The organism is Nocardiopsis nanhaiensis, from assembly GCF_054778635.1.
In genome coordinates, this window is record NZ_BAAGZJ010000025.1 from 18,793 (window position 1) to 41,667 (window position 22,875).

The window sequence follows — 22,875 nt, forward strand, 5'->3', positions numbered from 1 at the left end:
GGCATCCACCCCCCGGGGGGCCGCTGAGGTGGTTCCGCAGGTGCCTGACCCGGGGCGGGTGTGTCCGGCACACCGCGCTGAGGTACTCCGCCGTTCGAAGGGGGCGGTCCCCCGCCCTCCGAGGGTTCCGAACGGCCGTTGTCCTGACTCAAGACCTGCTCCGTGTTTCGCTTGGCTTTCGGCTCCGCACACGTTCCGTCGGCCGGCCGGACCTCCTACAGGGGACCCAGCCTGGACAGGCCCCGCTGCACCCTGGCCCAGAAACCGGAGCCGTCGGGCCCCGGCAACGCGACGACCGCCGAGGATGCCAGGTCCGCGGGGGCGTCGGCCAGGACCGTGTAGACGAACCCGTTCGCCTGCCACACACTCTGGTACTGGCCCACGTCTCCGCCGAAGATCGTGTCGTGCTCAGTTGTGACGCCATCTACCCCCGTCCCGGTTCCGGTGTATCCGTTACGAAGTGTGGAGAGATGGCCGGTTCCCAGCTTGCCACGTTGCGTAAAGACCGACACCTGGGACAGACCGTCCGAATAGACGGCATGTACGACACGTTCGTCCTCGTAGTTCTTGGACCGGGCGTCGACCAGCCGCAGGTCCCAGGTCAGGTGTTCGGGTACCGCCCATCCGGCATCGCGCAGCCCGTCCCGCTCGGCGCGGCTCAGCGCGTCGCCCCAGGGCGAGTCCCCATGGGCCTCCTCCGGCCAGTCCCGGTCACTGAAGCGCAGGTCGGTGAGCCGGCTGCTGAACGCGGGTTCCTCCGCCCGGTCGTACACCGTGCGGCCGAGGAGCAGGTCGGTATCGGTGTCCACCCAGAATCTTCCGGCCACGGTGGAGTCCGCACGCACTGCCTCGACCAGGTGAGCCGGGCGGCCGTCGAGTTCGTCGATGCCCGCGTCCACCACGTTGTAGGTGTCCGCGAGCATGTCCAACAGGCGTTCGTCCAAGGACTCCAGGGCGGTGGAGGAGAGCACCACGAATGCGCGCTCGTCCTCTCCCGGGGGCGACATGGCCATGCCCTGGCCCGGTCGGTTGACCACGCTGACGTCGACACGGTCCTGACCGGATCCCTCCACTTCGCGGACCGCGGTGTAGGCCACCCTGCCGTCAGCCCCCGCGGCACGCTGCAGCACGGGCATGCCGTGGTCCTCGCCTTCTGCCTGGATCGAGGCCGCCTCAGGGTGGACCCCGCCGGTCAGCAGGAGCACGCACAGCAGAGTGATGGTGATGACGTTCGCGGGCCCGGACCTCGCACCGGAAGAGGGTTCCCCAGACCTCACCGGGTCGTTTCGGTCGTGTCAGAGGGGCCCTCGTCCACGACGGGCAGCGGGTCGATCGGGGGGTCGACCACGGGGATCTGACGGCTACTCACCGCATGGTCGACGGCGTAGTCGGACAGCCGGGGTTCCACCACGGGAGCGTCCTCGGCGTCACCGCCGGCGATGAAGGCGCTTCCCAGGAGCGCCGTCGTCACCGCGAGGCCCGCGACCGCGTAACGCCCACCGGAGAAGTTCGGCAGCAGGCCGGAGACCCGGTCGGCGACGCTCGGACCCTCGGTACGCTGCCGGACGGGGCCTTGCGTCCTGGTGCGCGGCTGCTCGCGGGGCGGCGTCGGTCCGCCGATCTCGGTGGCCGACAGCGGCCCGCCGCCCGGGAAGCCGCCGAGGGGGCGGGAGGACCCCAGTGGCGGGCTGGACCCGAAAGGGCTGGACGGCGGCGGGTCCGACGGGCCGCGATCACCCCGATCACGGGTCGCGCCCAGTCCGGGCTGGGACATCAGGCGTCCCATGAAGTCCATGTCGGGTTCGGGTTCACCGAGCCCGGTGAGGCGGCGCTTGAGCCTGCGGGTCATGTCGGCCTCGAACCGGCAGGACTCGCACTTGGCCAGATGGATGAGGGCGCGCTCGTGTTCGGCGGCGCCCAGTTCCCCGTCGATGAGCGCCGAGAGGCGCTCTCCGAGGTGGTCCATGCTCACTCCGCCTCCTTGGTCACGTTCGCTCCGCCGCCCGGTGTACTGGCCTCGGCAGCACGTGTGCCGTGCTCGGCGGCGAGTGACCGCCGGTGCTCCAGTGCCCGGCGCAGCTGGGCGCGGCCCCGGTGGATGCGGCTGCGGACAGTGCCGAGTTTGACGTCGAGCGTGGCCGCGATCTCCTCGTAGGAGAGCCCCTCGATATCGCACAGCACCACCGGCGCGCGAAACTCGGCGGGTAGTGCGTCCAGCGCCCCCTGGATGTCGGCGTCGAAGTGCCGGTCGTCGTAGCGCTGGGCGGGTGAGGGCTCGCGCCCCTCCAGCCGTTCGTCGGCGTTGTCGGCCAGCCCCTCGAAGCGGATGCGGGCCTTGCGCCGAGCCATGTCGAGGAAGAGGTTGGTGGTGATGCGGTGCAGCCACCCCTCGAAGGTTCCGGGAGTGTAGTTGGCGAGGGAGCGGAACACCCGGATGAAGACCTCTTGGGTGAGGTCCTCGGCGTCGTGCTTGTTGCCGGCGAGTCGGTAGGCCAACCGGTAGACACGCGGCGAGTGAACCCGCACGACCTCTTCCCAGCTCGGGGGTTCCCATGCCTCGAACTCGACGGCAGGGCCAGTCTCTGGCACCGCAGCTCCCTTCATCCCGTTGACGCACCACACGAGGGCTGGTTGGGGGGAGTTTGCTTCGTGGCAGTCAACGTACGTTCATCCCGTTTCAACGTCGGGGAACGCCGATTAAGTTCCCGTCGCCACACTCGGAGTTCGGACCGGTTCAGGCTACTCTTTTGACCAGGGAGACTGCCTGGCCGCGACCATCATTCCACGGTGAGTGACGACCCGCCGGTCAGAGCTCCCTCCCAGGATATTCAGCAGGTCATGGAGGCCGTCATCAGCGCAGAAGAGAGCGTCGCCCGGACCGCGTGGGTCCGGACCGAGCAGGCTCGGTTCGAGGAGAACGCCATGGGCGACGGTCCTCTGGCGGAAGCCTACGACGCGGGGGTCCGCTCCGCGGCTCCCCCGGTGGACGCGGCGACAGGGGCCGCCCTGCGGTTCCTCACGGCCGCGATAGGGGCCAGGTCGGTGGTGGAGGTCGGCACCGGGTGCGGCACGTCGGGAATCTGGCTGCTGCGGGGTATGTCCCCAGAGGGGATTCTCACGACGGTGGACGTCAACGCCGCCTACCAGGACTACGCGCGCTCGGCCTTCGCGAGGGCCGGTTTCGGCGCGGGCCGGGCCAGGCTGATCCGCGGCACCGCGCTGGAGGTGCTTCCCAGACTCACCGACGGCGGCTACGACATGGTCTCTGTCGACGCCGACCAGATCTCCTACCCCGCGTACCTGGAGGAAGCGCTGCGGCTTCTGCGCCCGGGCGGGGTCGTGGTGTTCAACAACGTGATGACGGCACCCGGCGAGCCGGACGGGCCGCTACGGGTGCCGGGTCCGGCCGAGGTCGCGGTGCGGGAGGTCATGCAGCGGATGCGGGACGACGAGACGTTCATCCCGCTGCTGGCCCCCGTGGGGGAGGGCCTCCTGGCGGCGATCCGCCCGTAGGGAGGCCCTCCGCTGTCCGGCCCCGAGCCCTCGCTCGGGGCCCTCTGCACCGCTCCCTCTCAGCTACCTGTCAGCGAGCCAGCGCAGCAGGGTGCGGGTGGCGAAGGCCGTGCCGCCCTTGCTCAGCACCCCGCTCTCCTTCATCGAGCGGCCGGGGCCCGCGATATCGAGGTGGGCCCACGGCAGGCCGCCGGTGAACTCGCGGAGGAAGAGCGCCGCGTCGGTGGCACCGGCGGGGCCGAAGTCGCCGCCCCGGGTACCGATGTTGGCCAGATCCGCCACGCGGGACTCGGTGGTGGGCGCGTACTCCTCGGTGAGCGGCATCCGCCACAGCGGTTCACCGGAGTCACGGCCAGCGGATTCCAATTCCTTGGAGAGCGCGTCGTCGTTGCTGTAGAGCGCGCCGATCCCGGTGCCCAGCGCCACTTTGGCGGCGCCGGTGAGCGTGGCGACGTCGACCAGGACGTCCGGCGCGAGCTCGGTGCTCGCATAGCCCATGGCGTCGGCCAGGACCAGGCGTCCCTCGGCGTCGGAGTTGAGTACCTCCACGGTCTTGCCCGTGTACGTGGTGAGCACGTCGCCGATCCGGGTGGAGTCACCCGCGAAGGCGTTCTCCGCCAGGGCGAGCAGGCCCGTGACGCGGACGCCGGCACCCACGGAGGCCAGTGCGGAGAGCACGGCCAGCACGATCGCCGAGCCGCTCATGTCGGTCTTCATCAGCGACATGTTGTCGTTGGGCTTGAGCGAAAGCCCGCCGGTGTCGAAGGTGATGCCCTTACCGACCAGCACCACGTGCCCGGTGGGATTCTCCGGGGTGTACGACAGCTGGACCAAGCGGGGCGGACGCGACGAGCCCTGGCCGACACCGAGGATGGCGCCGAAGCCCTGCTCCGCCAGGTCGTTCTCATCCCAGACGCGCAGCGCGAGCTTGGCGCTCTCGGCCACCTCGTCGGCCCGCGTGGCCATCCACTCGGGATTCTTGGTCAACGAGGGGGTGTTGATCAGGTCCCGGGCCAGAGCGGTGGCACCGGCCAGGTCGGAGCCGAGGGTGAGCGCGGAGGCGAGCTCCGCGGTGTCCCCTACGACGTCGATGACGGCCGCGGGGCGCTGCCCCTTGGGGGTTTCGGCGGTCTTGAGCGTGAAGGTGTAGGAGGCGAGGAGCGCGCCCTCGGCGAAGGCCGTGGCGGCCTCCCCTCCGCCGCCCGGCCAGGCGAGGGCGACGCGCTCTTTGCCCCGTGCGGCCCGGGAGAGGGCGGCGCCCGCCTTCCGGAGGTCGTCGGGGCTACCCGAGCCGACCCCGAGAAGGGCCAGGCGGACCAGGCCCCCGTCCCGGGACACCGGGAACTGGGAGAGCTCACCGGGCTTACCGGTGAGCGCAAAGTGCGCGAACAAATCCGAGAGCGGTGACGGTAGGACCTGTGTCAGTCCGCTGTCCGTGACCCCGTCGGCCGGCTCCGGACCTTCCTCTCCCGCGAACACGGGCAGGACCTGCAGGTCCGCGGTGGTTTCGGCGAGGGTCCCCGGTACGGGGTGGATCTCCGTGGCGAATGGCACAGGCCGCTCACAATCGTTCACTCGTTCGGGAGGTGTGCAACCTCGGGGGTCGTCAGGGCTTTCCGGCCCAGGTGGGGGATCGGGTGTTCACCGAGCTAACGGGGATCCGCTGAGCTATCCGACGACGCCCCGCAGCGCGTCCCGCAGTTCGGTCGCCTCGTCGGGCGTGAGCTCCACGACCAGACGGCCGCCGCCCTCGAGCGGGACCCGCATGATGATGCCGCGACCCTCCTTGGTGACCTCCATCGGCCCATCGCTGGTCCTCGGCTTCATCGCCGCCATGCCATTCCCCTTTCTAGGTGTTCCTCGCGGGTGACGGGGGCCGACCCACAGCACCGGCGCCGATCCGCGGGGCGTCTCGGCTCCGGAGCCTCAGGCCGGCTTCCGCGTGACTCGTGCCCGTGGGACTCAAGGGACGCGAATCACTCTTCGACCATTATCTCGGAGGTTGACCCCTGCGTGTGCGCCAGGCGACAGCCGGGCCGCCTCCGTGAGTGCCTACCAACGAGGAATCGTCGGTCAGTAAGGTTATATCGGTCCTGACCGAAACCCGCGCGAGGCAAGAGGGCCCCAACGGACCTCCACCACCCGCCCGGGGAACAAACTAGGAAGTCACCCGCGGTGCGCTCAGGGGATCCCCTGAGGAGAATTCGCCCCGTTCCGGAGCTCCCGCCAGGGACTCCGGGGATACGACCCGGGGCTTTCGGCCCGCCTCGGATTCAGTCCAGGGTTCCGGTGGAAACCATGCGGGTTCCCTCCCCGGTGACGGAGGACCACTCCGCGTTGAGCCCCTGGCCGTCCGTACCGGGCCACAGGGTCAGCTCGGACTCGTCGACACAGCGGTCCTCGGGGTCGGAGGTCTCCGTGTAGGCGTACACCAGCCGGTCACCGTCGCGCGCGGACAGTTCCAGCGTTCCGGAGCACGAGAACGTGGTCCACGCGGTGCTGCCGCGCTCGGCGCCCTCATCGATCCGCACCTGCGCATCCCACGCGGCGACGGGGTCTCCCTCGGTGTTGACCTGCTCCATCCGTCCCGACCAATCGCCCTCGAACTCGCCGGGGTCGGACGTGACGGTGACCGGGTCGTCGCCGGAGCCGTCCAGGTAGGTCCAGGCTGCGGCGGCACCACCGCCGACCAGCAGGAGCACCGAGGCGATCACGACCACCTTGGTGATCTGACGGCGGCGCTTGCCACTGTGCCGCGTCGAACGGGGCGGCGGCCACAAGGACATCTGGCGCACCGGGGTGGAGGAGTCCCCGGGGCCGTCCTCGGCACCGGACCTGAGTTCGGCTGCTGTGTCCATCCTCGCCATCCTCACCAACGGTCCCCCGCTCCGGAGGAGTGGGGGTACGCATGTACAGCGACTGAGAATAGAGCACCCGGACGCTTCACATCGGACCTAGCACGACAGTTCGGATGTGATGCACGACATAGGACTGGCGGCTTGCTCGGGCTTTCACCCGCGTACCGAAGGAGCCAGGGCCGCCCCGAAGCATACCGGGGAACAGGCGTCAGGACTGGTCATCATGCCCGCTGCCACCGACCGTCGCGTCGTTGCCCTGATGGGAGGGTACGTCGGCCCCGGTGCCCGCGCCGACGCCGTTACCGGTGAGAGATGTCGCCTCGGCACCCTCCTCGGGCGCGTATGCCTCTGCGGGGGTTCCCTGGTCGTCACCCGGCAGGTACGAGCCGGGCTGGGGACCGGTGCCCCGGGGGACGTAGGACGGGTCCATGCGGGCCAGACGCCATTCCAGGTCCTCGATCCTCTCCTCGCGCTCGCGCAGGGTGGCGGTGAGCCGGATCAGCAGCGCATCGACCGCCCGCACGTGGTAGCCCCACATGGCCAGGGGAATCAGCAGATTGCTCAGATCCCGCGAGCCCACGGGCCGCCCCTCGGGCAGGTTCAGCGGCGGGTGGTCGGCCTCGAACCGGGCGAGCTGCCCGCCCTTGCCGAGCACGACGTAGACCACGCCGACGAGCACGGCGAGCGCGGCCGCGGCAACCAGGATCATGATGAAGGTAGGCACGGCATCGATCGTGCCACACGTCCCCAACCCCTGGGAGTGCCCAGGCGTGGGACACTCGACGGGTGTCGAAACCGCGCTTCCTGGTCCTGGCCCCCGACGCCCTCTCGGCCTCCGCCGAGCCCTTCCTGTCGGAGGCCGGGGACGCCGAACTCCTCTCCGAGGCCGTGGACGCCGGGCACCGGCCGCCCGCCGCGCGGGTGGCGGACCTCGCCTCGGCGGGAAGCACCGTCCTGGTCCGCTGCGGCCGCGTGGAAGGGCAGGATCCGCGCAAGGACCTGCCCCCAGCACCGCCCGGCATCGTGGGCGCCGTGCCGGTGGCAGCGGCCGAGGAGGTGTCCCTCGCGGCTGTGTACGCCTGGGCCGGCGCCCGGGTGTTCGTCACCGAGCACCCGGAACGGGTCCGGCGAGCACTGGACATGGTCGCTTCGGTGCGCGGTGAACGCCCGCCCGCGGCCGTCCGCAGGGGCCTCGCCTGACCGGGGCGGCCCCGCGTCCGGCCGGTGGCTCAGCTGGAGGGTCCGGGCTGGTTCCGCTCGAACTTGTTCTCGATGTGCAGGTGCGCCTGCTGGATGATGCGCACGGCTTCGTCGGGGTCGTCGGTGACGTGGAGGAGCTCCATGTCCTTCTGCGCGATCAGGCCGTGCTTGAGCAGGCTGGCCTCCACCCAGTCCCGTAGGCCGCCCCAGAACTCGGTCCCCACCAGCACCACGGGGAAGCGGGTGATCTTCTTGGTCTGGACCAGGGTGATCGCCTCGAACAGTTCGTCCAGCGTCCCGAGACCGCCGGGCAGCACGACGAACGCCTGCGAGTACTTCACGAACATCGTTTTGCGGACGAAGAAGTACCGGAAGGTCATCCCCATGTCGATGTAGGAGTTGAGCGACTGCTCGAACGGCAGCTCGATCCCGAGCCCGACCGACATGCCGGACGCCTGCTGGGCACCCTTGTTGGCCGCCTCCATCATGCCGGGACCGCCACCCGTGATGGTGGCGTACCCGGCCTCGGCGAGCTTCGCCCCGACCGTGACGCCCAGGTCGTAGTAGTCGGTCCCGGGCTTGATCCGCGCCGAGCCGAAGACACTGACCGCGGAAGGGAGTTCGGACAGCAGCCCGAAGCCCTCCACGAACTCCGACTGGATCCGGAGTACCCGCCAAGGGTCGGTGTGCACCCAGTCGGAGGGCCCCCGCCGGTCGAGGAGCCGCTGGTCGGTGGTGGTGTCGGGGATCGCGCGGCCACGGTAGGTGAGTGGCCCGGCGCTCCTCACGTTCTCGTCTTCCGTCATGTCCGTAAAGCTATCCGTCCAGGGCAACCCCGTACCTTAACCACGCGTGACGCGCCGGTGGCCGGTAGCGGCCGTTGCGGGTTCACTGGGCCAGCACTGCTCCCGGTCTGGTCAGCGCTGGTCAGCGCCGACCGGTGAGCCAGGCGACCATACGCTCCTCCGCCTCACGGATCTGCGGGATCTTGGCGTACTCGTCACGGGTGTGCGCGAGCATCGGGTCACCGGGACCGTAGTTGACCGCGGGCACCCCCAGCTCGGAGAAGCGCGAGACGTCGGTCCAGCCGAGCTTGGCACGGGCCGCCCCCTCACCCACGGCGGTGACGAAGGCGGCGGCCGACGGGTCGTCGAGGCCGGGGCGGGCCGGGGCCGCGGAGTCGGTCACCGTGACCTCGAACCCCGCGAACAGCTCGCGCAGGTGCGCCTCGGCCTCGGCGGGCGAGTGGTCGGGCGCGTACCGGTAGTTCACCCGGACCACGCACTCGTCCGGGATGACGTTCCCGGCCACACCGCCTTCGACGGACACCGCGTTGAGGCCCTCGTGGAAGGTGAGCCCTTCCACCTCCGGCTGCCTGGGCGTGTAGGCCCGCAGGACGTCCAGGATCGCGCCCGCCTTGTGGATGGCGTTCTCCCCCCGCCAGGAACGCGCACTGTGCGCGCGCTTCCCGGAGGCCTTCACGTCCACGCGCATGGTTCCCTGGCAACCGCCCTCGATCACCCCGTCGGTGGGCTCCATGAGGATCGCGAAGTCGCCGGAGAGCCATTCGGGGTGGTTGCGCGCCATGCGGCGGAGGCCGTTGCGGGAGGCGTCGACCTCCTCGTTGTCGTAGAAGACGTAGGTGACGTCGTGGACCGGCTCGGTGACCAGCGCGGCCAGTTTGAGCTGGACCGCCACCCCGGCCTTCATGTCCGAGGTGCCGCAGCCGTAGAGGAGGTCTCCGTCCACGTGGGAGGGCACGTTCTCGACGATCGGCACGGTGTCGAGGTGGCCGGCGATCACGACCCGCCGGTCACGACCGAGGTCGGTGCGGGCGACGACGGCGTCGCCGTCCCTGGCGACAGTGAGGTGGGGCAGGGCCGACAGGGCGCTCTCGACCGCGTCGGCGAGGGCCTTCTCGTCACCGCTCTCGGAACGTGTGTCCACGAGAGCAGCGGTCAGGTCCGCTACGTCCGAGGTCAGGTCCAGCATGTTGTCGCCCCGTTTCAGTGAGGTGTGCGTTGGCGTGGGGGTGTGCGGGCGCACCGCCGCGTTCGGTGTGCGCACGACACGTGGCCACCTTAGAACAGAAGGCGGGGCACCCTCCCACGGTGGGAAGGGCGCCCCTGATCGAACGGGCCCGAACGCGGGGCCGTCCGCTGCTATGCGTTGACGCCGTGCTCGCGGAGCAGGTCGTTCAGTGCGAGCTTGTCGTGCTCCTGGCCCTCTTCGAGGCGCTTGAGCACCAGCAGGACGGGCATGCCGAATTCGCCGCCGGGGAAGCTCTTGTTGCGGTTGGCGGTGACACACACCGACCAGGCCGGGGCCTCGCCGCGGGGCAGTTCCTCGCCGGTCTCGGCGTCGAAGACGCGCGTGGACGAGGTGAGGATGGTGCCCGCGCCGAGCTTGGCGCCCTTGCGCACGCGGGCGCCCTCGACCACCATGCTGCGCGAACCGAGGAAGGCCTCGTCCTCGATGATGACCGGGGAGGCCTGCGGCGGCTCGAGCACGCCGCCGACGCCGACGCCGCCGGACAGGTGGACCTTCTCGCCGACCTGGGCGCAGGAACCGACGGTGGCCCAGGTGTCCACCATGGTGCCGGAACCGACGTAGGCGCCGATGTTGGTGAAGGAAGGCATGAGGACGACGCCCGGTGCGAGGTAGGAGCCCCAGCGGGCGATCGCGCCGGCGACGACGCGGACACCGTCGAAGCGGGTCTTCAGCGGCATGCGGTCGTGGTAGTAGAAGTCCCCTACCGTCGACTCCTGCATGTCCAGGACCTTGAAGCCGAGGAGGATGGAACGCTTGGCGCGCTCGTCGACGACCACGTCGTTGGTGTCGGGGTCGACGAAGGCCACACGGGCCTTACCCTCGTCGATCTGGTCGATGGCGCCGGTGATGATCGCGCGCGCGTCGGTGTGGCCGGGGGTGAGTTCGGAGCGCTGCTCCCAGAGTTCGTCGATCTGGTCGGGCAGCGGACTCTTGTACGAGCTGGTCATGTACACCAACGTTAGTCGCTTCCCGGGGGTGCCGGGCATGCGCCCCGCCCGCGCCGTTCTGAGCGTTTCGCCACTCCTTCGCCGAGCCGCGCCGCACCCCCCTGTGATGGCGCCGCGGGCCGACTACAATTCGCCCGAGGCCCGCCAGGGACGGCTACTCCGCCCGCCCCGGCGCGCCCGGTGCACGGTCTCGCGGACGCCGGTTCGAGGACGAGAACCCGTGTGCCCCATCTGTCGTCGACCCTTGGTTCGCCCGTGCCCACTAAGCGCAGGAAGTTCTCCGCGTTCGCCAAGATCCTCCTCGTCCTGACCTTCACGTGCGGCCTGTTCGTCGCCGGGGGGTACTACGTGCTCACCACGTTCGAGCCGCTCGACACCAGGGACGAGCCCGATCCGGGCTGCCGCCTGAGCCTGTCGGACGGCCGCTACGACCTGGAGGTCAGCCAAGCGGTGAACGCGGCGACCGTGGGCGGCGTGGCGTTCAGCCGCGACATGCCCGAAGAAGCGGTGACGGTGGCCTACGCGACGGTGTGGCAGGAGTCGACCTTCTACAACGTGCAGCACGGCGACCGGGATTCGTTGGGCCTCTTCCAGCAGCGTCCGTCCCAGGAGTGGGGGGAACCGGAGGAAATCCTGGACCCGGTGGTCTCCAGCAGAGCGTTCTACGACGAACTCGCGGAGGTCGGCGGCTGGGAGGGGCTCCCGGTCTACGAGGCCGCCCAGCGGGTCCAGCGCAGTGCCCACGGGTTCGCCTACGACCAGCACGAGGACCTGTCCGCCAGGATGGCCGAGACCTTCAACGGCCGGAAGGGACCGGCGGTCACCTGCTGGTTCGCTTCGGACGATGTGGCGGAATTCCAGGCCGGCGACGCCGACACCGCGGGGGCCTTGGACGAGCTGACCAGGGTGTTCGGCACCGATCCGGCTACCCTGCCCTCGGACGACCCCCCGCAGACCGGTGACCTGGGGTGGGCGATGGCCCTGTGGTCCGTGGTGCACGCCGAGGAGTACGGGCTGACGTCGGTGACCTACGGCGGCCAGCAGTGGCAGGCCTCCAACGGGCTGGACGGCGCTGAGGCGTGGTCCGAGGTGGACGACGACACCGGGGGACGCGTGGTGCTGCGGTAGCGCGTGGTCCCGCAGTAGCGGCGGGGCGCCGCCGGAGCGCGCCGGGCGGCCCGGCCCTGGCCTTGGAACCGTGGTTTGCCCGTGGTTCTGTGCGTGGGTCAGTGCACGTCACAGAGGGTTCTTGACCGCGATACCGTGCTAGGACCGCCTCGGAGGTGGTCATGCGCTTCCCCTGCTGCAACACGTGGAACGGTGGCGTGGAACAGAAGTGCAAGAACCGCGGAAAGCCCCTGTACGAGTGACCCACATGTCCGAGCCCACCGAAGTCATCGCCTGCTGGCTCCCCCACGACGCCCGGTGGCACGCCCAGGCGAGGAGGGCGGCGCACGAGGGCCTGTCCCCTCTGCGGACGTACGTGACCGCACTGGTACTGGACCACCGGGACGGCGGGAATCAGGTAGTCGACGATGACGACCTGGCGACGCTGAGGGCGGTCCTCGAAGACCTCTCCGGCCTCCCCTGGGGCGACCTGGACCACGTGGAGTGGCCCGAGGTCCAGCGTGCCCTGCTCCCCCGGCGTTGAGCGGCTACTCGGCGAGGCGCTTGGCCGCGGTGTCCACCCGGTCGTCGGTGGCGGTGAAGGCCACTCGGACGTGCCGACCCCCGGTGGGACCGTAGAAGGCACCCGGAGCGACCAGGATGCCGCGGTCGGCGAGGGTCCCCACCGCGCCCCAGGAATCGTGGTCCGGGTGGCTGGCCCACAGGTACAGGCCCGCGTCGGAGTGCTCGATGGTCCACCCGGCGCCCTCGAAGGCGGCCCGGAGCTTGCTGCGGCGCGCCCGGTAGCGCTCCTTCTGCTCCGCGGCGTGCCCGTCGTCGTCCAGGGCGGCCTTCATGGCCGCTTGGACGGGTGCGGGCACGATCATCCCCGCGTGCTTGCGCACCGCCAGGAGTTCGGAGATCAGGCCCGGGTCACCCGCGACGAAGGCGGCCCGGTATCCGGCGAGGTTGGAGCGCTTGGACAGCGAGTGCACGGCGAGCAGGTTGTCGTGCGAGCCGCCGCACACGTCCGGGTGCAGGATCGAGACCGGTTCCGTGCCGTCCCAGCCGAGGTCCAGGTAGCACTCGTCGGAGGCGACGATCGCGCCGCGTTCACGGGCCCAGTCCACGACCTTGCGCAGGTGGTCCACGCCGAGGACGCGGCCGGTCGGGTTGCCGGGCGAGTTCACCCACACCAGCTTCACGTCGGCCGGGCCGAGGGAGGTGAGGCCGTCGGAGGCGACCGGCGCGGCCCCGGCGATCCGCACGCCCACGTCGTAGGTCGGGTAGGCGAGTTCGGGGTGGACGACGGTGTCTCCCGCGCCCAGGCCCAGCAGGGTCGGCAGCCAGGCCACCAGCTCCTTGGACCCCACGGTGGGCAGCACCGCACCGTCGGCGACACGGACGCCGTGGCGGCGCTCCAGCCAGCCCTGGATCGAGGCACGCAGTTCGGGCGTGCCCCAGGTGAGCGGGTAGCCGGGTGAGTCCGCCGCGTCCGCGAGAGCCTTCCTGAGGTTGGCGGGCACCGGGTCGACGGGTGTGCCGACGGACAGGTCGACGATGCCGTCGGGGTGGGCCGCGGCCGTCTTCTTGTACGGAGTCAGCCGGTCCCACGGGAAGGTCGGAAGCCGGTCCGTAACCGGTCGACGTTCACCCATCGGTGCACTCTCCATCCTCTTCGCCACCTCTACCCTGGTCGCTACCTCTACGGGGATCCGCGCGGACCCGCACACAACAGCGTCGCGCCGACCCCCGCTCGGAGGTCGGCCCGACACTCACACTCTGGCTGGCCTCACACCCACGCATACTCTGCGCCAAGGGGATGCGGAGGCGGGCCGCCGCTACTCAGCCTGCGGAGGCAGCTTGGCGACGATCGGGTGGTCCCGATCGATCTTGCCGACCTTGGAGGCGCCGCCGGGCGAGCCGATGTCGTCGAAGAAGTCGACATTGGCCTTGTAGAAGTCGGACCACTGCTCGGGCAGGTCGTCCTCGTAGTAGATGGCCTCGACGGGGCAAACCGGCTCACACGCACCACAGTCAACGCACTCGTCCGGGTGGATATAGAGCATGCGGTCGCCCTCGTAGATGCAGTCCACGGGGCACTCGTCAATGCATCCCTTGTCCAGCACATCAACACAGGGTTGCGCGATGACGTAGGTCACGTCGTACTCCTTGTCTCACCCCCGCTTACCCGGGGGAGGCGGGGACCTTCAGAGCTCCCGGGCCACCCGTCCGACGTGCGGGCGTCGTCCGTGTTCCCGGCTCTTCAAGCAATTGGCACAGATGTCGTACTCCTAGTATGGCGTCGGAGAACACCCATCGCACACTCGGGGGCGGGAATCATGCACTTGCGCGGACAGCTGGTCCACAGGATCGTCCCAGAGGACCTCGGCAAGCGGGTCACCGTACGAATCTCCCTCCCCGAAGGCGCCTTCACCGATATCATCGGTGTGGTGGAGTCCTGGGCCGACGGTGTACTCAGCCTACGTCGTAGGGACAACTCCACAGTGGAGGTCGCCGAAGCCGACATCGTCGCCAGCCGTGTCGTCCCCCCCGTTCCCCCTCGTCGGCGCGGCAGGGGCCCCCGCAGTTGACAGAGCACGGCCCGCACAGCGGGTACTAGAGGGTGCCCATCGGCGCCCGCAAGCAGGCATTCTTCGCCTCTTCCGGGGTAGGAGAGGCTCAGCCCCGGCACGTTCCCCCAACCGTGCCCTCGGGCAGACAACGAAGCACCGCGCCCGGCCGTCTCAACAGGCGGACGGGCACGAGGTACGCGGGGAGGTGGCGCCCATTATGCGGGAGGCAGTCGCGTCCGCCCTCGCCGAACTGGCCCGGCGGGACGAGCGGGCCGCCGACATGGCGTGTCTGGCCCTGGACACGCTCGCCCCCGAGCAGGAGATCCAGCGGCTCAACCAACACGCCATACAGCGCTTCTGCTGGTACGAGCTCCCCATGCGCTTCCAGAACTCATCCGAGGACCGGCTCTTCGCGGTGCGCTCGCTCGGCCACCTCTTCCAGCTCCTCCAGCTCTACCGCTACGCGCAGGTGTGCTCCGCCAACGAGACCGCCACCCTGCTCGCCCTATATGACAAAGATCACACAGCCGCCCTGGCCATGTACGAACGACTCATGTGGGAGTCCGGGGTGGAGCCGCCTGACCTGCCCGAACTCACCTGGGGCACCGCCGTAGGCGACGTCGAACTGCACGCCCGCAGAGAGACCGCCGCCGCCCTCGAACTGGCGATCTCCCTCGGCGACATCCGGCCCGGCAAGCGCGGGTGGCGTCCCGCCCAGGAGCGGTTCGCCCGGTCCTTCCTCACCCAGCCGGACCACCGCGGCCACAGCCACCTGGACCGTGTCCGCGAGGAACGGGTGCGGGCCTGGATGTCCTCCACGGCCCACCCGCACCGGCAGCGACTGTGGCCGTTGGTAGGACAGATCATCGCCGGGGCGGATGTGCCGCGCACCGCCGTCTCCGCCATGGCTCCGCTGCAGCGCCTGCTGGACCTGGCCGCCGACGGCATCGCCCTCACCCAGATCGGCTACATCTCGCCCGGCGTGGTCCGGCAGATGTGTGAGGACTTCGGCTGGTCCACCTGCCCCGAACCACCGCGCAGCGAGACCGACGCCACCCAGCTCATCTCGCTCCACCAGGTGCTGCGGACGATGCGGGCAGTGCGCCGCTCCGGCCGTCGGCTCGAACTCACCCGCCGCGGCCAGCAGCTGCGGGAGAATCCCGAAGCACTGTGGCAAGCGGCCACGGAGACCCTGTGCCGGACCGGCGGGATCGAACAGGCGGCCGCGGAGACCCTCCTGGGCATGCTGCTGGCCCGCTCACCCCAGGGGCTGGGTTCTCACGCGCGGCGCGGGATCTCGGACGCCGAGGCGGCCGAGCGGGTGCTCACCGAGTCCGGCTGGCGCCCCGTGGAACCACCGGTGGCCGCCGGTCGGCACGCCGCCTCCCACCGGCGCACCGCGGACGCCGCGTCCGACCAGGTCCGCGCGATGGTGATGGCGGTGGGATGGCTGCTGGAGGCACTCGGCCTGGTCACCGGGGACGACAGCGACGGCCGCCGGGAGCTGACCGCGCCCGGGCGGAGGTTCGCGGTGGCGTGCCTGCACAAGTCCGCGGTGGCGCCCCGCGCCGTGGTCTAGGCGTACATCGCGCGTGCACCGGCACGCGCATCCGAAGGACCGTTCACCGGTCTCGGCGAAGCTGCGGCCGGACCCGCGGAAAGGCCGTAACCGGGACCACTCCGCGGTGCGGCACCCGCTGCGAAGGGGTGCAGGGCAGGGCCTAACCTGGAGCGCGAACCACCCGCTACCAGCAGGAGCATCATGCCCACGCCCGAGCCGCCACAGAAGGCGGAGTCCGACGACGTGCCCGGTCCCGACACCGAAGCGGAGTCCGGTGACGAGGTACGCGCCGCCGACCCGTGGGAGCAGATGCCCGACGACGCACTGAACGCGGCGGGGGTCGGCGCGGAGCGCTCGAAGCGGCAGAGCGACGGGCCCGAAGAAAGCGCGGTCGAGGACGCTGAGGACAGCCCCGGCCAAGGCGCCGAGGAGGGCGTACGGAGCGGCGATGCCGACCCCGAAGCGAACGACGACGCGGGCGACAGCGCCCCGGCCAAGGCTTCCAGCTGGGCGGACTTCGCGCCGAGCCCGGTGTTCGTGCTGCTCCTTGGCCTGGCCGGGTTCGCGGGATGGCTGTCTTGGCGTGCCGTGGAGCTGGACTGGGCCACCGACGAGACGGCGGTCACCCCGCTCATCCCGCCGCTGCTCATCCTGCTCGGGTGGATCGTGTCGGTGGCCGTGCACGAATTCGCGCACGCCCTGGCGGCCTACCTCGCCGGGGACCGTTCCCTGCGCGGCAGTGGTTACCTGCGCTTCAACCCGTTCGCCTACCGGGAGGCCTTCGGCGGCCTGGTCCTACCGGTGCTGTACCTGGGGCTGGGCGGGTTCGGCCTGAACGGGCCGCCCACGTACGTGAACTGGGAGCGCATTCCGGGCCCCGGCCGCCGTGTGATGGTGGCGCTGGCCGGACCGCTGGCCAGCCTACTGCTCTCGGCCGCGCTGGCACTGACCGTGACGCTGCTCGTGCCAGTGGGTCAGGACAGCGTGAACTGGGCGATCTCCGCAATGGCGTTCCTGGCCTTCGCCAACCTCACCAGCGCCCTGGTCAACCTGCTGCCGGTCCCGGGCCTGGACGGCTACCACGTGCTGGCCGCGTTCCGCGACACGCGCTGGACGACGTTCGCCAAGGTCAACGGCCTGTTCTTCTCGATCGGTGTGTTCGCGGTGCTGTGGCTTCCCGTGGTGCGGGACCTCTTCGACACGCTGATCTACACGCTGTTCGAGCTGATCCTGCCGAACCCGACCGTTCCCGGGATGATGTTCCACGGCAAGCTGCTGCTGCAGTTCTGGAACTGACCCGTGTCCCTCATCCGGGCCCGGCTGTGCCGCTGGGCCCGGACGAGGTACCGCCCGTGCTCGGTACCACCGAGGTGGGGAAAACGGGGCCGCGCACCTGGTGGAACACGGCGCTGCGCACCACGGCGGCACCGAGGGCGACCATGGCACCGAACAGGAAGACGTAGTTGATCAGGGCGTCGGAGAAGACGATGCTGCCGCCGGGCAGGTAGCCGATCAGACCGAGCAGGGACACCAGGAAGCCGGCCGCGAAGGCAGCGGCACCGGACTGCCGACGGCTCCCCCAACCGGCCAGTCGGCACAGCGCGTACAGCAGGACCAGGAACGCGAGCACGCCCGCAGCGATCCCGGCCTGTACCGGCAGCCCCAGCACCCAGAAATGGGCGAACCAGCCCATCCCGAAGCTGGCGGCCATCCCCACGGCGAGGCCCCCGCAGAACAGGATCAAGCAGGAGAGGCCGGTCATCACGGGCGAGAGCAGGGCGAGGCGGCTTCGCGGCACTTGGGCCGTTTCAGGAGTGGTCACGGAAGTCGAGGGTAGGCGCTCCGGAGCGGCCCGGGTTTCAGGGTTCGGCGGGCCGGGTGTCACACACCGGCGAACAGGTCGGTCTCGTAGCCGTCCTCCCCGGCTTTGGGCGGCGGCCCCAGCAGCAGGGTGTAGTGCTCCACCGCGTCGATCTCCTGCGCGATGTCGTTGGACAGCGCGAAGCGCTCCCCGTCCACGGTGATCTGGGTGGCGTGCGCGCGCATGGCCAGGGCCTTGGCCGCCCAGTGGTCGGCGGCGTCGATCCGGGTGGTGACCACGGCGTCGGGGGTACCCCGGGCGATGTCGGACACCTGCTGGGGCGGGGTGAAGGGCCCCGCCTCCTCGTTGAGCCGGGCGATGGAGGCCTCGATCCGTGAGACCGGCTGGGCGATCGCGTAGAGCTTGCCGACCTGCCAGGGCGTACCGGGCATGGCCCGCTCGTTGGCCTTGGCGCAGGCCCGGCGGGTGACCCGGTGGGCTTGGATGTGGTCGGGGTGGCCGTAGCCGCCGTGCTCGTCGTAGCTGACGAGGACGTGGGGCCGGACCTCGCGGATGATCTCGGCCAGGCGTCGGGCGGCCTCCTCGGCATCGGCACCGTAGAAGGCCTGGGGGTGGCCGTTGGTGGCGCCGTCCATCATCCCCGAGTCCCGGTAGTGCCCGGGGCCGCCGAGGAAGCGGTGGTCCCGGACGCCCAGGGCCACGCACGCCTTGCCCAGCTCCCCGATCCGGTACTCGCCCAGGGTGTCTTCGCGGTCGGAGGTCAGCTGCGCGAGCTCGGCGGGGATGACCTCGCCCTCCTCGCCCAGCGTGCAGGTCACCAGGGTGACTCCGGCCCCCTCGGCCGCGTACTTCGCCAGAGTCGCACCGGTGACGATGCTCTCGTCGTCCGGGTGCGCGTGCACCATCATCAGTCGCCTGTCCTTCACCCAGCGAACGATACCGTCCGGATACCCGTTTCCCTGTCCAAACGCCCACATCGACGGCGAGTTCCGCGGGATTCCCCAAAGGCCACGAGCCCAGCGAGCGCCCTGTCCACGGAATGGGACACAATCGGCCTATGAGTTTTCCTCGCCAACAGGCCCGCACCCAGCGCTTCACGATCGGAGTCCCGCGGGCGTTCCAGATCTCCCCGAACGGGGAACGCGTGACCTTCCTGCGCGGACGCGACGGCACGGACAGGGGTACCTGCCTGTGGCTGTACTCCGCTGAGACGGGCACCGCGACGGTGCTCGCCGATCCCAAGGCGCTCGGCGCCGACGACGAGAACCTTCCGCCCGAGGAGCGGGCCCGACGCGAGCGGATGCGCGAGCACGGTGGCGGCATCGTGTCGTACACGGTGGACGACGCCTTCACCCGCGCGGTGTTCACGCTGTCCGGGCGGGTGTTCTACGCGGACCTGGTCGGTGACGACACCGCCCCGCGCGAGCTCCCGGTGGCCAGCCCGGCCGTGGACCCGCGGATCAACCCCGCCGGTGACCGGGTCGCCTACGTGCACCGAGGCGCGGTCCGGGTGATCGACATCGTCGACAACGGCGACGAGGACCGCGACCGGCTGCTGGTCGAGCCGGACGGGGAGAACGTCACCTGGGGTCTGGCCGACCTGGTCTCCGCCGAGGAGATGGGCCGGGTGCGCGGTTTCTGGTGGGCGCCGGACGGCCGCTCGCTGGCGGTCAGCCGGGTGGACGAGTCGGAGGTGAACCGCTGGTTCGTCGGCGACCCGAACCAACCCGGGCAGGAGCCCCAGCCGCTGCGCTACCCGGCGGCCGGGACGGCCAACCCGGACGTGCGGCTGGCCGTGCTTCCGGTGCCGTCCCCGACCGAGTACCGGCGCGACGGCCGGGTGGCCCCCTCCCCCGTCGAGTGGGACCGGGAGAACCTCCCGTACCTGCCGACGGTCGGCTGGACCACCGGCCCGGACGGCAACCCCACCCTGGTGTTCACCGCGCAGAGCCGCGATCAGCGCACGCTCTCCCTGTTCAGCGCCGACCCGGCGACCGGCTTGGTCTCGGAGACCCGCACCGAGAGCGACGGCGTGTGGGTCGAGCTCATGCCGGGCGTGCCGGACTTCACCGCCTCGGGTGAGCTGGTGTGGATCGGCCGCCGGAACGGCACCGGCGAGCGCCGGGTGTACGTCGGGGACCGGGCGGTCAGCGGAGAAGGCGTGTACGTGCGCGGTGTCGCGGGGGTGGACGGCGACCGGGTCTTGTTCTCCGGTTCGCCCGAGGGCCGTCCCGGCGACGTGTCGCTGTGGTTGGCCGACACCCGGCTGGGGACCTGCTCCCCGGTGGAGCTGCCCGAGGGCTCCGACGACGGCCACGGAGGTCTGCGCGCCGGGCGCCTGGCCGGGGACACCCTCGTGCTCCAGCACAGGTCGCTGGACTTCACGGGGGTACGGACCTTCGTGGTGCGGGGCGCCAGTACCGAGACCCGGCGCACCCACGGGGAGATCGAGAGCTTCGCCGAGGCCCCGGACCTGCCCGACGTGCGCGTGGAGTCCTGGCTGGCCGGGGAGCGGAGGATCCCGACCTCCCTGGTCCTGCCGTCCTGGTACCGGGAGGGCGAGACGCGCCTGCCCGTGCTGGTCGCACCGTACGGCGGGCCGCACGCACAGCGCGCCCTCAACGCGCGCGGCGCGTACCTGTCCTCGCAGTGGTTCGCCGAGCAGGGTTTCGCCGTCCTCATCGCGGACGGGCGCGGCACCCCCGGCGTGGACGTCGCCTATGAGCAGGCCGTCCACCACGACCTCGCCGAGCCGGTCCTGGCGGACCAGGTGGCGGCGCTGGAGGACGCGGCCCAGCGGTTCGACTGCCTGGACCTGACCCGGGTGGGCATCCACGGGTGGTCGTTCGGTGGCTACCTGGCCGCCTTGGCGGTGCTGCGCCGGCCGGACGTGTTCCACGCGGCCGTGGCGGGCGCACCGGTGATCGACTGGGCGCTGTACGACACGCACTACACGGAGCGCTACCTCGGCCTGCCGCAGGAGCAGGAGGAGGCGTACGCCAGGTCGTCGCTGATGTCGGACGCGGCCAAGCTGGAGCGGCCGCTGATGCTGATCCACGGCCTGATCGACGACAACGTGGTCTTCGCCCACACCCAACGGCTGTCCGAGGCGCTGCTCGCGGCGGGCCGCCCGCACACGGTGCTGCCGCTGGCGGGCGTCACGCACAGCCCGTCGGACCCGGTCACGGCGGAGAACCTGCTGCTGTTGCAGGTGGACTTCCTCAAGGAGAACCTCAAGGGCGCGTAGCTCTCGGGGTCTCTCGGGTTTCCCGGCCCCGGTGCCGTGCGTTCGGGTGGAAGCGCCCGGCGCCGGGGCCACAGCTGAGCGGGGTTCCCGAGCGGTTCGCGCGGCCAGGGCCTAGCGGCCTACCTAGTTGATCTCCGACTCGTCCGGGACCTCGATCTCCACGGGTTCATCGACGATGGTGAAGACGATCTCCCAACTGTCGGATCCGCCGAAGTCCTCGTCGGGGGCAGTGGCGTCCGCTCCGGAGTAGTCGAACCTGCGGACGTAGCCGTCCTCGTCGACCCACAGGTCGAAGTCTTTCTCCACTGTCTCGTCCTCCCCCGCCTCCTCCGGTGCTTCCCTGATCTCGAGGAAGGTGCCGGAGTAGTGGTGGGCGGGCGCCTCCGTGTCCTCGTGGTCGAACTCTTCCAAGTTCCAGCCCCTGGGGCCTTCGTAGCGGACCGTGGCCAGCCCCTGGTAGGACACGTCCGCCTGCTTCTCCGGGTCCAGCAAGTCGGCGATGGTGTCCACGAAGGGCAGTTCGTCCGGCCAGCCGTCGGGCAGCGCGCCCTGCTCGCGTTCGTACGGCCCGGGCTCTACACCCACACCCGCCGAGTACGAGCGGCTCAGGACCTCCTCCGGGTCCTCGCCGATGGCGAACCCTTGATTGATGAACGGACCACCGAGGAACTCGTATTCGAGGACCGGCTGGGGGTCCTCCGTGTATCGGTGGATGGTGAGGTTGCCGTGCGCACCGCTCGTGACCCGATCGTGGTAGACCTCGAACCCCTCGGTGTACTCCAGTAGTTCGATCCCCTGCGCGACGACGTCCTCCCAGTCGTCGGGGTCCCCGCGGACCGCGAGCGGCTCCTCGTCCGCGGCCTCGTCCGCGCCACCCGCCGCGTCCGCCGCCCCGTCGGCCGACCCGCGCTCTGAGGATGCCCCAGGCCACAGGAGTGTCCCGCCGCCGAGCAGTACCAAGGCCAGGGCCGCGGCACCGGCGACGAACCACCGCTTGCCGGGTCCCCGACGCACCCTCCTCGGCTCCGGAGCGGCGACACCCTGCCAATCGGCGGCCAGAATGCCGGGAACGACCTCGGTGGGCTGCTCTACGGGGTCCGGTCCGACACGCGTGGCGGCCCACGCCCCGGTGAGTTCGGCGAGGACTTGGGCCGCGGTGGGCCGTTCGGAGGGTTCCTTGGCGAACGCCCTGCGGACCGGGCCCGCCAGCGGGTCCGGAACCCCTTCCAGGTCGGGGTCCTCGTTGCGCGTCCGGTAGACCAGCACGTCCAGCTGCCCCGTGCCGAAGGGGTCCCGTCCGGTCGCGGCGAACAGCACCAGCCCGGCCCAGGCGAACACGTCCGAGTGTTCGCCCGCTGTCTTCCCCTCGTACTGCTCCGGGGAGATCCACCCCGGGGTGCCGAGGATGCCGCCGGACCGGGTGAGGGCGGTGGCATCGGCGGCCCGGGCGATGCCGAAGTCCAACACCTTAGGGCCGTCCGGGGCGAGGATCACGTTCCCCGGCTTCAGGTCCCGGTGCACCACGTCCGCGGAGTGGATCGCGACCAAGGCCTCCGCCAGGCCGATGGCCAGGGCAGTGAGCATCCCGCCGGTCAGGGGCCCGTGCTCCCGGACGTACTGGCGCAGGGTCTGGCCCGGGACGTACTCCGTGGCCAACCACGGGGTCTGCGCGTCGACGTCGGCACCGAGGAACGACGGCGTGCACGCGGCGTCGACCTTGGCCACGAGGTCCACCTCATGGGCGAAACGCCGCCTGAACTCGGGATCGGCCGCGAATTCGGGGTGGACCATCTTGACCGCGGCACAGGAGCCGTCGTCGGCCAGTCCCGCGTAGACGGCGCCCATGCCGCCCGCGCCGATCCGGCCCACGACATGATAGGAGCCCAGGAGTTTCGGGTCGTTGCCTGAAGGGGGTTCGATACCGGCGGGCAGGCGATCAAGGGAGAAGGGGGGCGGGGGCGGAACACTCATCGCTCTTCCTCGAGTCGGTTT

At 70.5% G+C, this 22,875-nt stretch carries 23 protein-coding genes; 8 read left to right on the plus strand and 15 right to left on the minus strand.

All coding sequences use genetic code 11. The features are described 5' to 3' along the window. Positions 1-215 precede the first annotated feature (215 nt). The 3 genes from ACYVD1_RS14095 to sigE form a co-directional block, all read right to left on the minus strand. A complete protein-coding gene (locus tag ACYVD1_RS14095) occupies positions 216-1,211 on the minus strand; it encodes a transcriptional regulator (protein ID WP_460772263.1) in 996 nt (331 codons plus the stop codon). Between the two features lie 62 nt (positions 1,212-1,273). Next, on the minus strand, positions 1,274-1,966 hold the full coding sequence (locus ACYVD1_RS14100; protein ID WP_460772130.1) for an anti-sigma factor family protein: 693 nt from the start codon (positions 1,964-1,966) through the stop codon (positions 1,274-1,276). Positions 1,967-1,968: 2 nt separating this feature from the next. Continuing rightward, positions 1,969-2,604 (minus strand): RNA polymerase sigma factor SigE, encoded by a 636-nt coding sequence (gene sigE, locus ACYVD1_RS14105; RefSeq protein ID WP_460746411.1) that lies wholly within the window; start codon positions 2,602-2,604, stop codon positions 1,969-1,971. 318 nt (positions 2,605-2,922) lie between these two features. Here sigE and ACYVD1_RS14110 point away from each other — a divergent pair, with 318 nt between their 5' ends. After that, positions 2,923-3,513: an O-methyltransferase gene (locus tag ACYVD1_RS14110; protein WP_460772266.1), complete on the plus strand. Its 591-nt coding sequence runs from the start codon at positions 2,923-2,925 to the stop codon at positions 3,511-3,513. Between the two features lie 63 nt (positions 3,514-3,576). Here the strand turns inward: ACYVD1_RS14110 and ACYVD1_RS14115 are convergent, their stop codons facing one another. From ACYVD1_RS14115 to ACYVD1_RS14130, 4 genes are all read right to left on the minus strand, one after another. Beyond that, entirely contained in the window at positions 3,577-5,067 is a 1,491-nt protein-coding gene (locus tag ACYVD1_RS14115) for a leucyl aminopeptidase (protein WP_460772133.1), read from the minus strand. Positions 5,068-5,181: 114 nt separating this feature from the next. Continuing rightward, complete coding sequence (locus ACYVD1_RS14120) at positions 5,182-5,349, minus strand: DUF3117 domain-containing protein (protein WP_017542172.1); 168 nt, start codon at positions 5,347-5,349, stop codon at positions 5,182-5,184. A gap of 437 nt (positions 5,350-5,786) precedes the next feature. Further along, positions 5,787-6,371 (minus strand): hypothetical protein, encoded by a 585-nt coding sequence (locus tag ACYVD1_RS14125; RefSeq protein ID WP_460772136.1) that lies wholly within the window; start codon positions 6,369-6,371, stop codon positions 5,787-5,789. Between the two features lie 208 nt (positions 6,372-6,579). Beyond that, on the minus strand, positions 6,580-7,095 hold the full coding sequence (locus tag ACYVD1_RS14130; protein WP_460772139.1) for a hypothetical protein: 516 nt from the start codon (positions 7,093-7,095) through the stop codon (positions 6,580-6,582). A 62-nt stretch (positions 7,096-7,157) separates the two neighbouring features. Here ACYVD1_RS14130 and ACYVD1_RS14135 point away from each other — a divergent pair, with 62 nt between their 5' ends. Continuing rightward, on the plus strand, positions 7,158-7,571 hold the full coding sequence (locus ACYVD1_RS14135) for a hypothetical protein (RefSeq protein WP_460772142.1): 414 nt from the start codon (positions 7,158-7,160) through the stop codon (positions 7,569-7,571). Positions 7,572-7,600: 29 nt separating this feature from the next. Here the strand turns inward: ACYVD1_RS14135 and ACYVD1_RS14140 are convergent, their stop codons facing one another. From ACYVD1_RS14140 to ACYVD1_RS14150, 3 genes are all read right to left on the minus strand, one after another. After that, positions 7,601-8,377, minus strand: a complete 777-nt coding sequence (locus tag ACYVD1_RS14140; RefSeq protein ID WP_460772145.1) for an LOG family protein — start codon at positions 8,375-8,377, stop codon at positions 7,601-7,603. A 121-nt stretch (positions 8,378-8,498) separates the two neighbouring features. Then, the gene (dapE, locus tag ACYVD1_RS14145) at positions 8,499-9,563 is read right to left on the minus strand and encodes a succinyl-diaminopimelate desuccinylase (RefSeq protein WP_460772268.1); all 1,065 of its coding nucleotides are present in this window, start codon (positions 9,561-9,563) and stop codon (positions 8,499-8,501) included. Between the two features lie 170 nt (positions 9,564-9,733). Then, positions 9,734-10,570 carry a 2,3,4,5-tetrahydropyridine-2,6-dicarboxylate N-succinyltransferase gene (locus ACYVD1_RS14150; RefSeq protein WP_460772149.1) on the minus strand — a complete coding sequence of 279 codons (837 nt, stop codon included), beginning with the start codon at positions 10,568-10,570 and terminating at the stop codon, positions 9,734-9,736. Positions 10,571-10,825: 255 nt separating this feature from the next. Between ACYVD1_RS14150 and ACYVD1_RS14155 the strand changes: the two genes are divergently transcribed. Both ACYVD1_RS14155 and ACYVD1_RS14160 read left to right on the plus strand, forming a co-directional pair. Continuing rightward, entirely contained in the window at positions 10,826-11,698 is an 873-nt protein-coding gene (locus ACYVD1_RS14155) for a hypothetical protein (protein ID WP_460772152.1), read from the plus strand. Between the two features lie 247 nt (positions 11,699-11,945). Continuing rightward, complete coding sequence (locus tag ACYVD1_RS14160) at positions 11,946-12,221, plus strand: hypothetical protein (protein ID WP_460772154.1); 276 nt, start codon at positions 11,946-11,948, stop codon at positions 12,219-12,221. A gap of 4 nt (positions 12,222-12,225) precedes the next feature. Here the strand turns inward: ACYVD1_RS14160 and dapC are convergent, their stop codons facing one another. Together dapC and fdxA are read right to left on the minus strand one after the other, a co-directional pair. After that, positions 12,226-13,335 (minus strand): succinyldiaminopimelate transaminase, encoded by a 1,110-nt coding sequence (dapC, locus tag ACYVD1_RS14165; RefSeq protein ID WP_460772157.1) that lies wholly within the window; start codon positions 13,333-13,335, stop codon positions 12,226-12,228. A gap of 183 nt (positions 13,336-13,518) precedes the next feature. Beyond that, entirely contained in the window at positions 13,519-13,839 is a 321-nt protein-coding gene (fdxA, locus tag ACYVD1_RS14170; RefSeq protein WP_460746441.1) for a ferredoxin, read from the minus strand. 180 nt (positions 13,840-14,019) lie between these two features. Here fdxA and ACYVD1_RS14175 point away from each other — a divergent pair, with 180 nt between their 5' ends. From ACYVD1_RS14175 to ACYVD1_RS14185, 3 genes are all read left to right on the plus strand, one after another. After that, positions 14,020-14,271, plus strand: coding sequence for a putative acetyltransferase (locus tag ACYVD1_RS14175; RefSeq protein ID WP_460746444.1), 252 nt, complete (start codon positions 14,020-14,022; stop codon positions 14,269-14,271). 199 nt (positions 14,272-14,470) lie between these two features. Next, entirely contained in the window at positions 14,471-15,832 is a 1,362-nt protein-coding gene (locus ACYVD1_RS14180; protein WP_460772160.1) for a hypothetical protein, read from the plus strand. A 183-nt stretch (positions 15,833-16,015) separates the two neighbouring features. After that, on the plus strand, positions 16,016-17,110 hold the full coding sequence (locus tag ACYVD1_RS14185; RefSeq protein ID WP_460772163.1) for a site-2 protease family protein: 1,095 nt from the start codon (positions 16,016-16,018) through the stop codon (positions 17,108-17,110). Positions 17,111-17,120: 10 nt separating this feature from the next. Here the strand turns inward: ACYVD1_RS14185 and ACYVD1_RS14190 are convergent, their stop codons facing one another. Next, positions 17,121-17,636 (minus strand): hypothetical protein, encoded by a 516-nt coding sequence (locus ACYVD1_RS14190; RefSeq protein WP_460772167.1) that lies wholly within the window; start codon positions 17,634-17,636, stop codon positions 17,121-17,123. Between the two features lie 59 nt (positions 17,637-17,695). Next, a complete protein-coding gene (gene mshB / locus ACYVD1_RS14195) occupies positions 17,696-18,562 on the minus strand; it encodes an N-acetyl-1-D-myo-inositol-2-amino-2-deoxy-alpha-D-glucopyranoside deacetylase (RefSeq protein WP_460772170.1) in 867 nt (288 codons plus the stop codon). A gap of 131 nt (positions 18,563-18,693) precedes the next feature. Between mshB and ACYVD1_RS14200 the strand changes: the two genes are divergently transcribed. Further along, entirely contained in the window at positions 18,694-20,883 is a 2,190-nt protein-coding gene (locus tag ACYVD1_RS14200; protein ID WP_460772173.1) for a S9 family peptidase, read from the plus strand. Positions 20,884-21,006: 123 nt separating this feature from the next. On the opposite strand, the gene ACYVD1_RS14205 is transcribed toward ACYVD1_RS14200, so the two are convergent. Beyond that, a complete protein-coding gene (locus ACYVD1_RS14205) occupies positions 21,007-22,854 on the minus strand; it encodes a serine/threonine-protein kinase (RefSeq protein WP_460772176.1) in 1,848 nt (615 codons plus the stop codon). Positions 22,855-22,875: the final 21 nt, after the last annotated feature.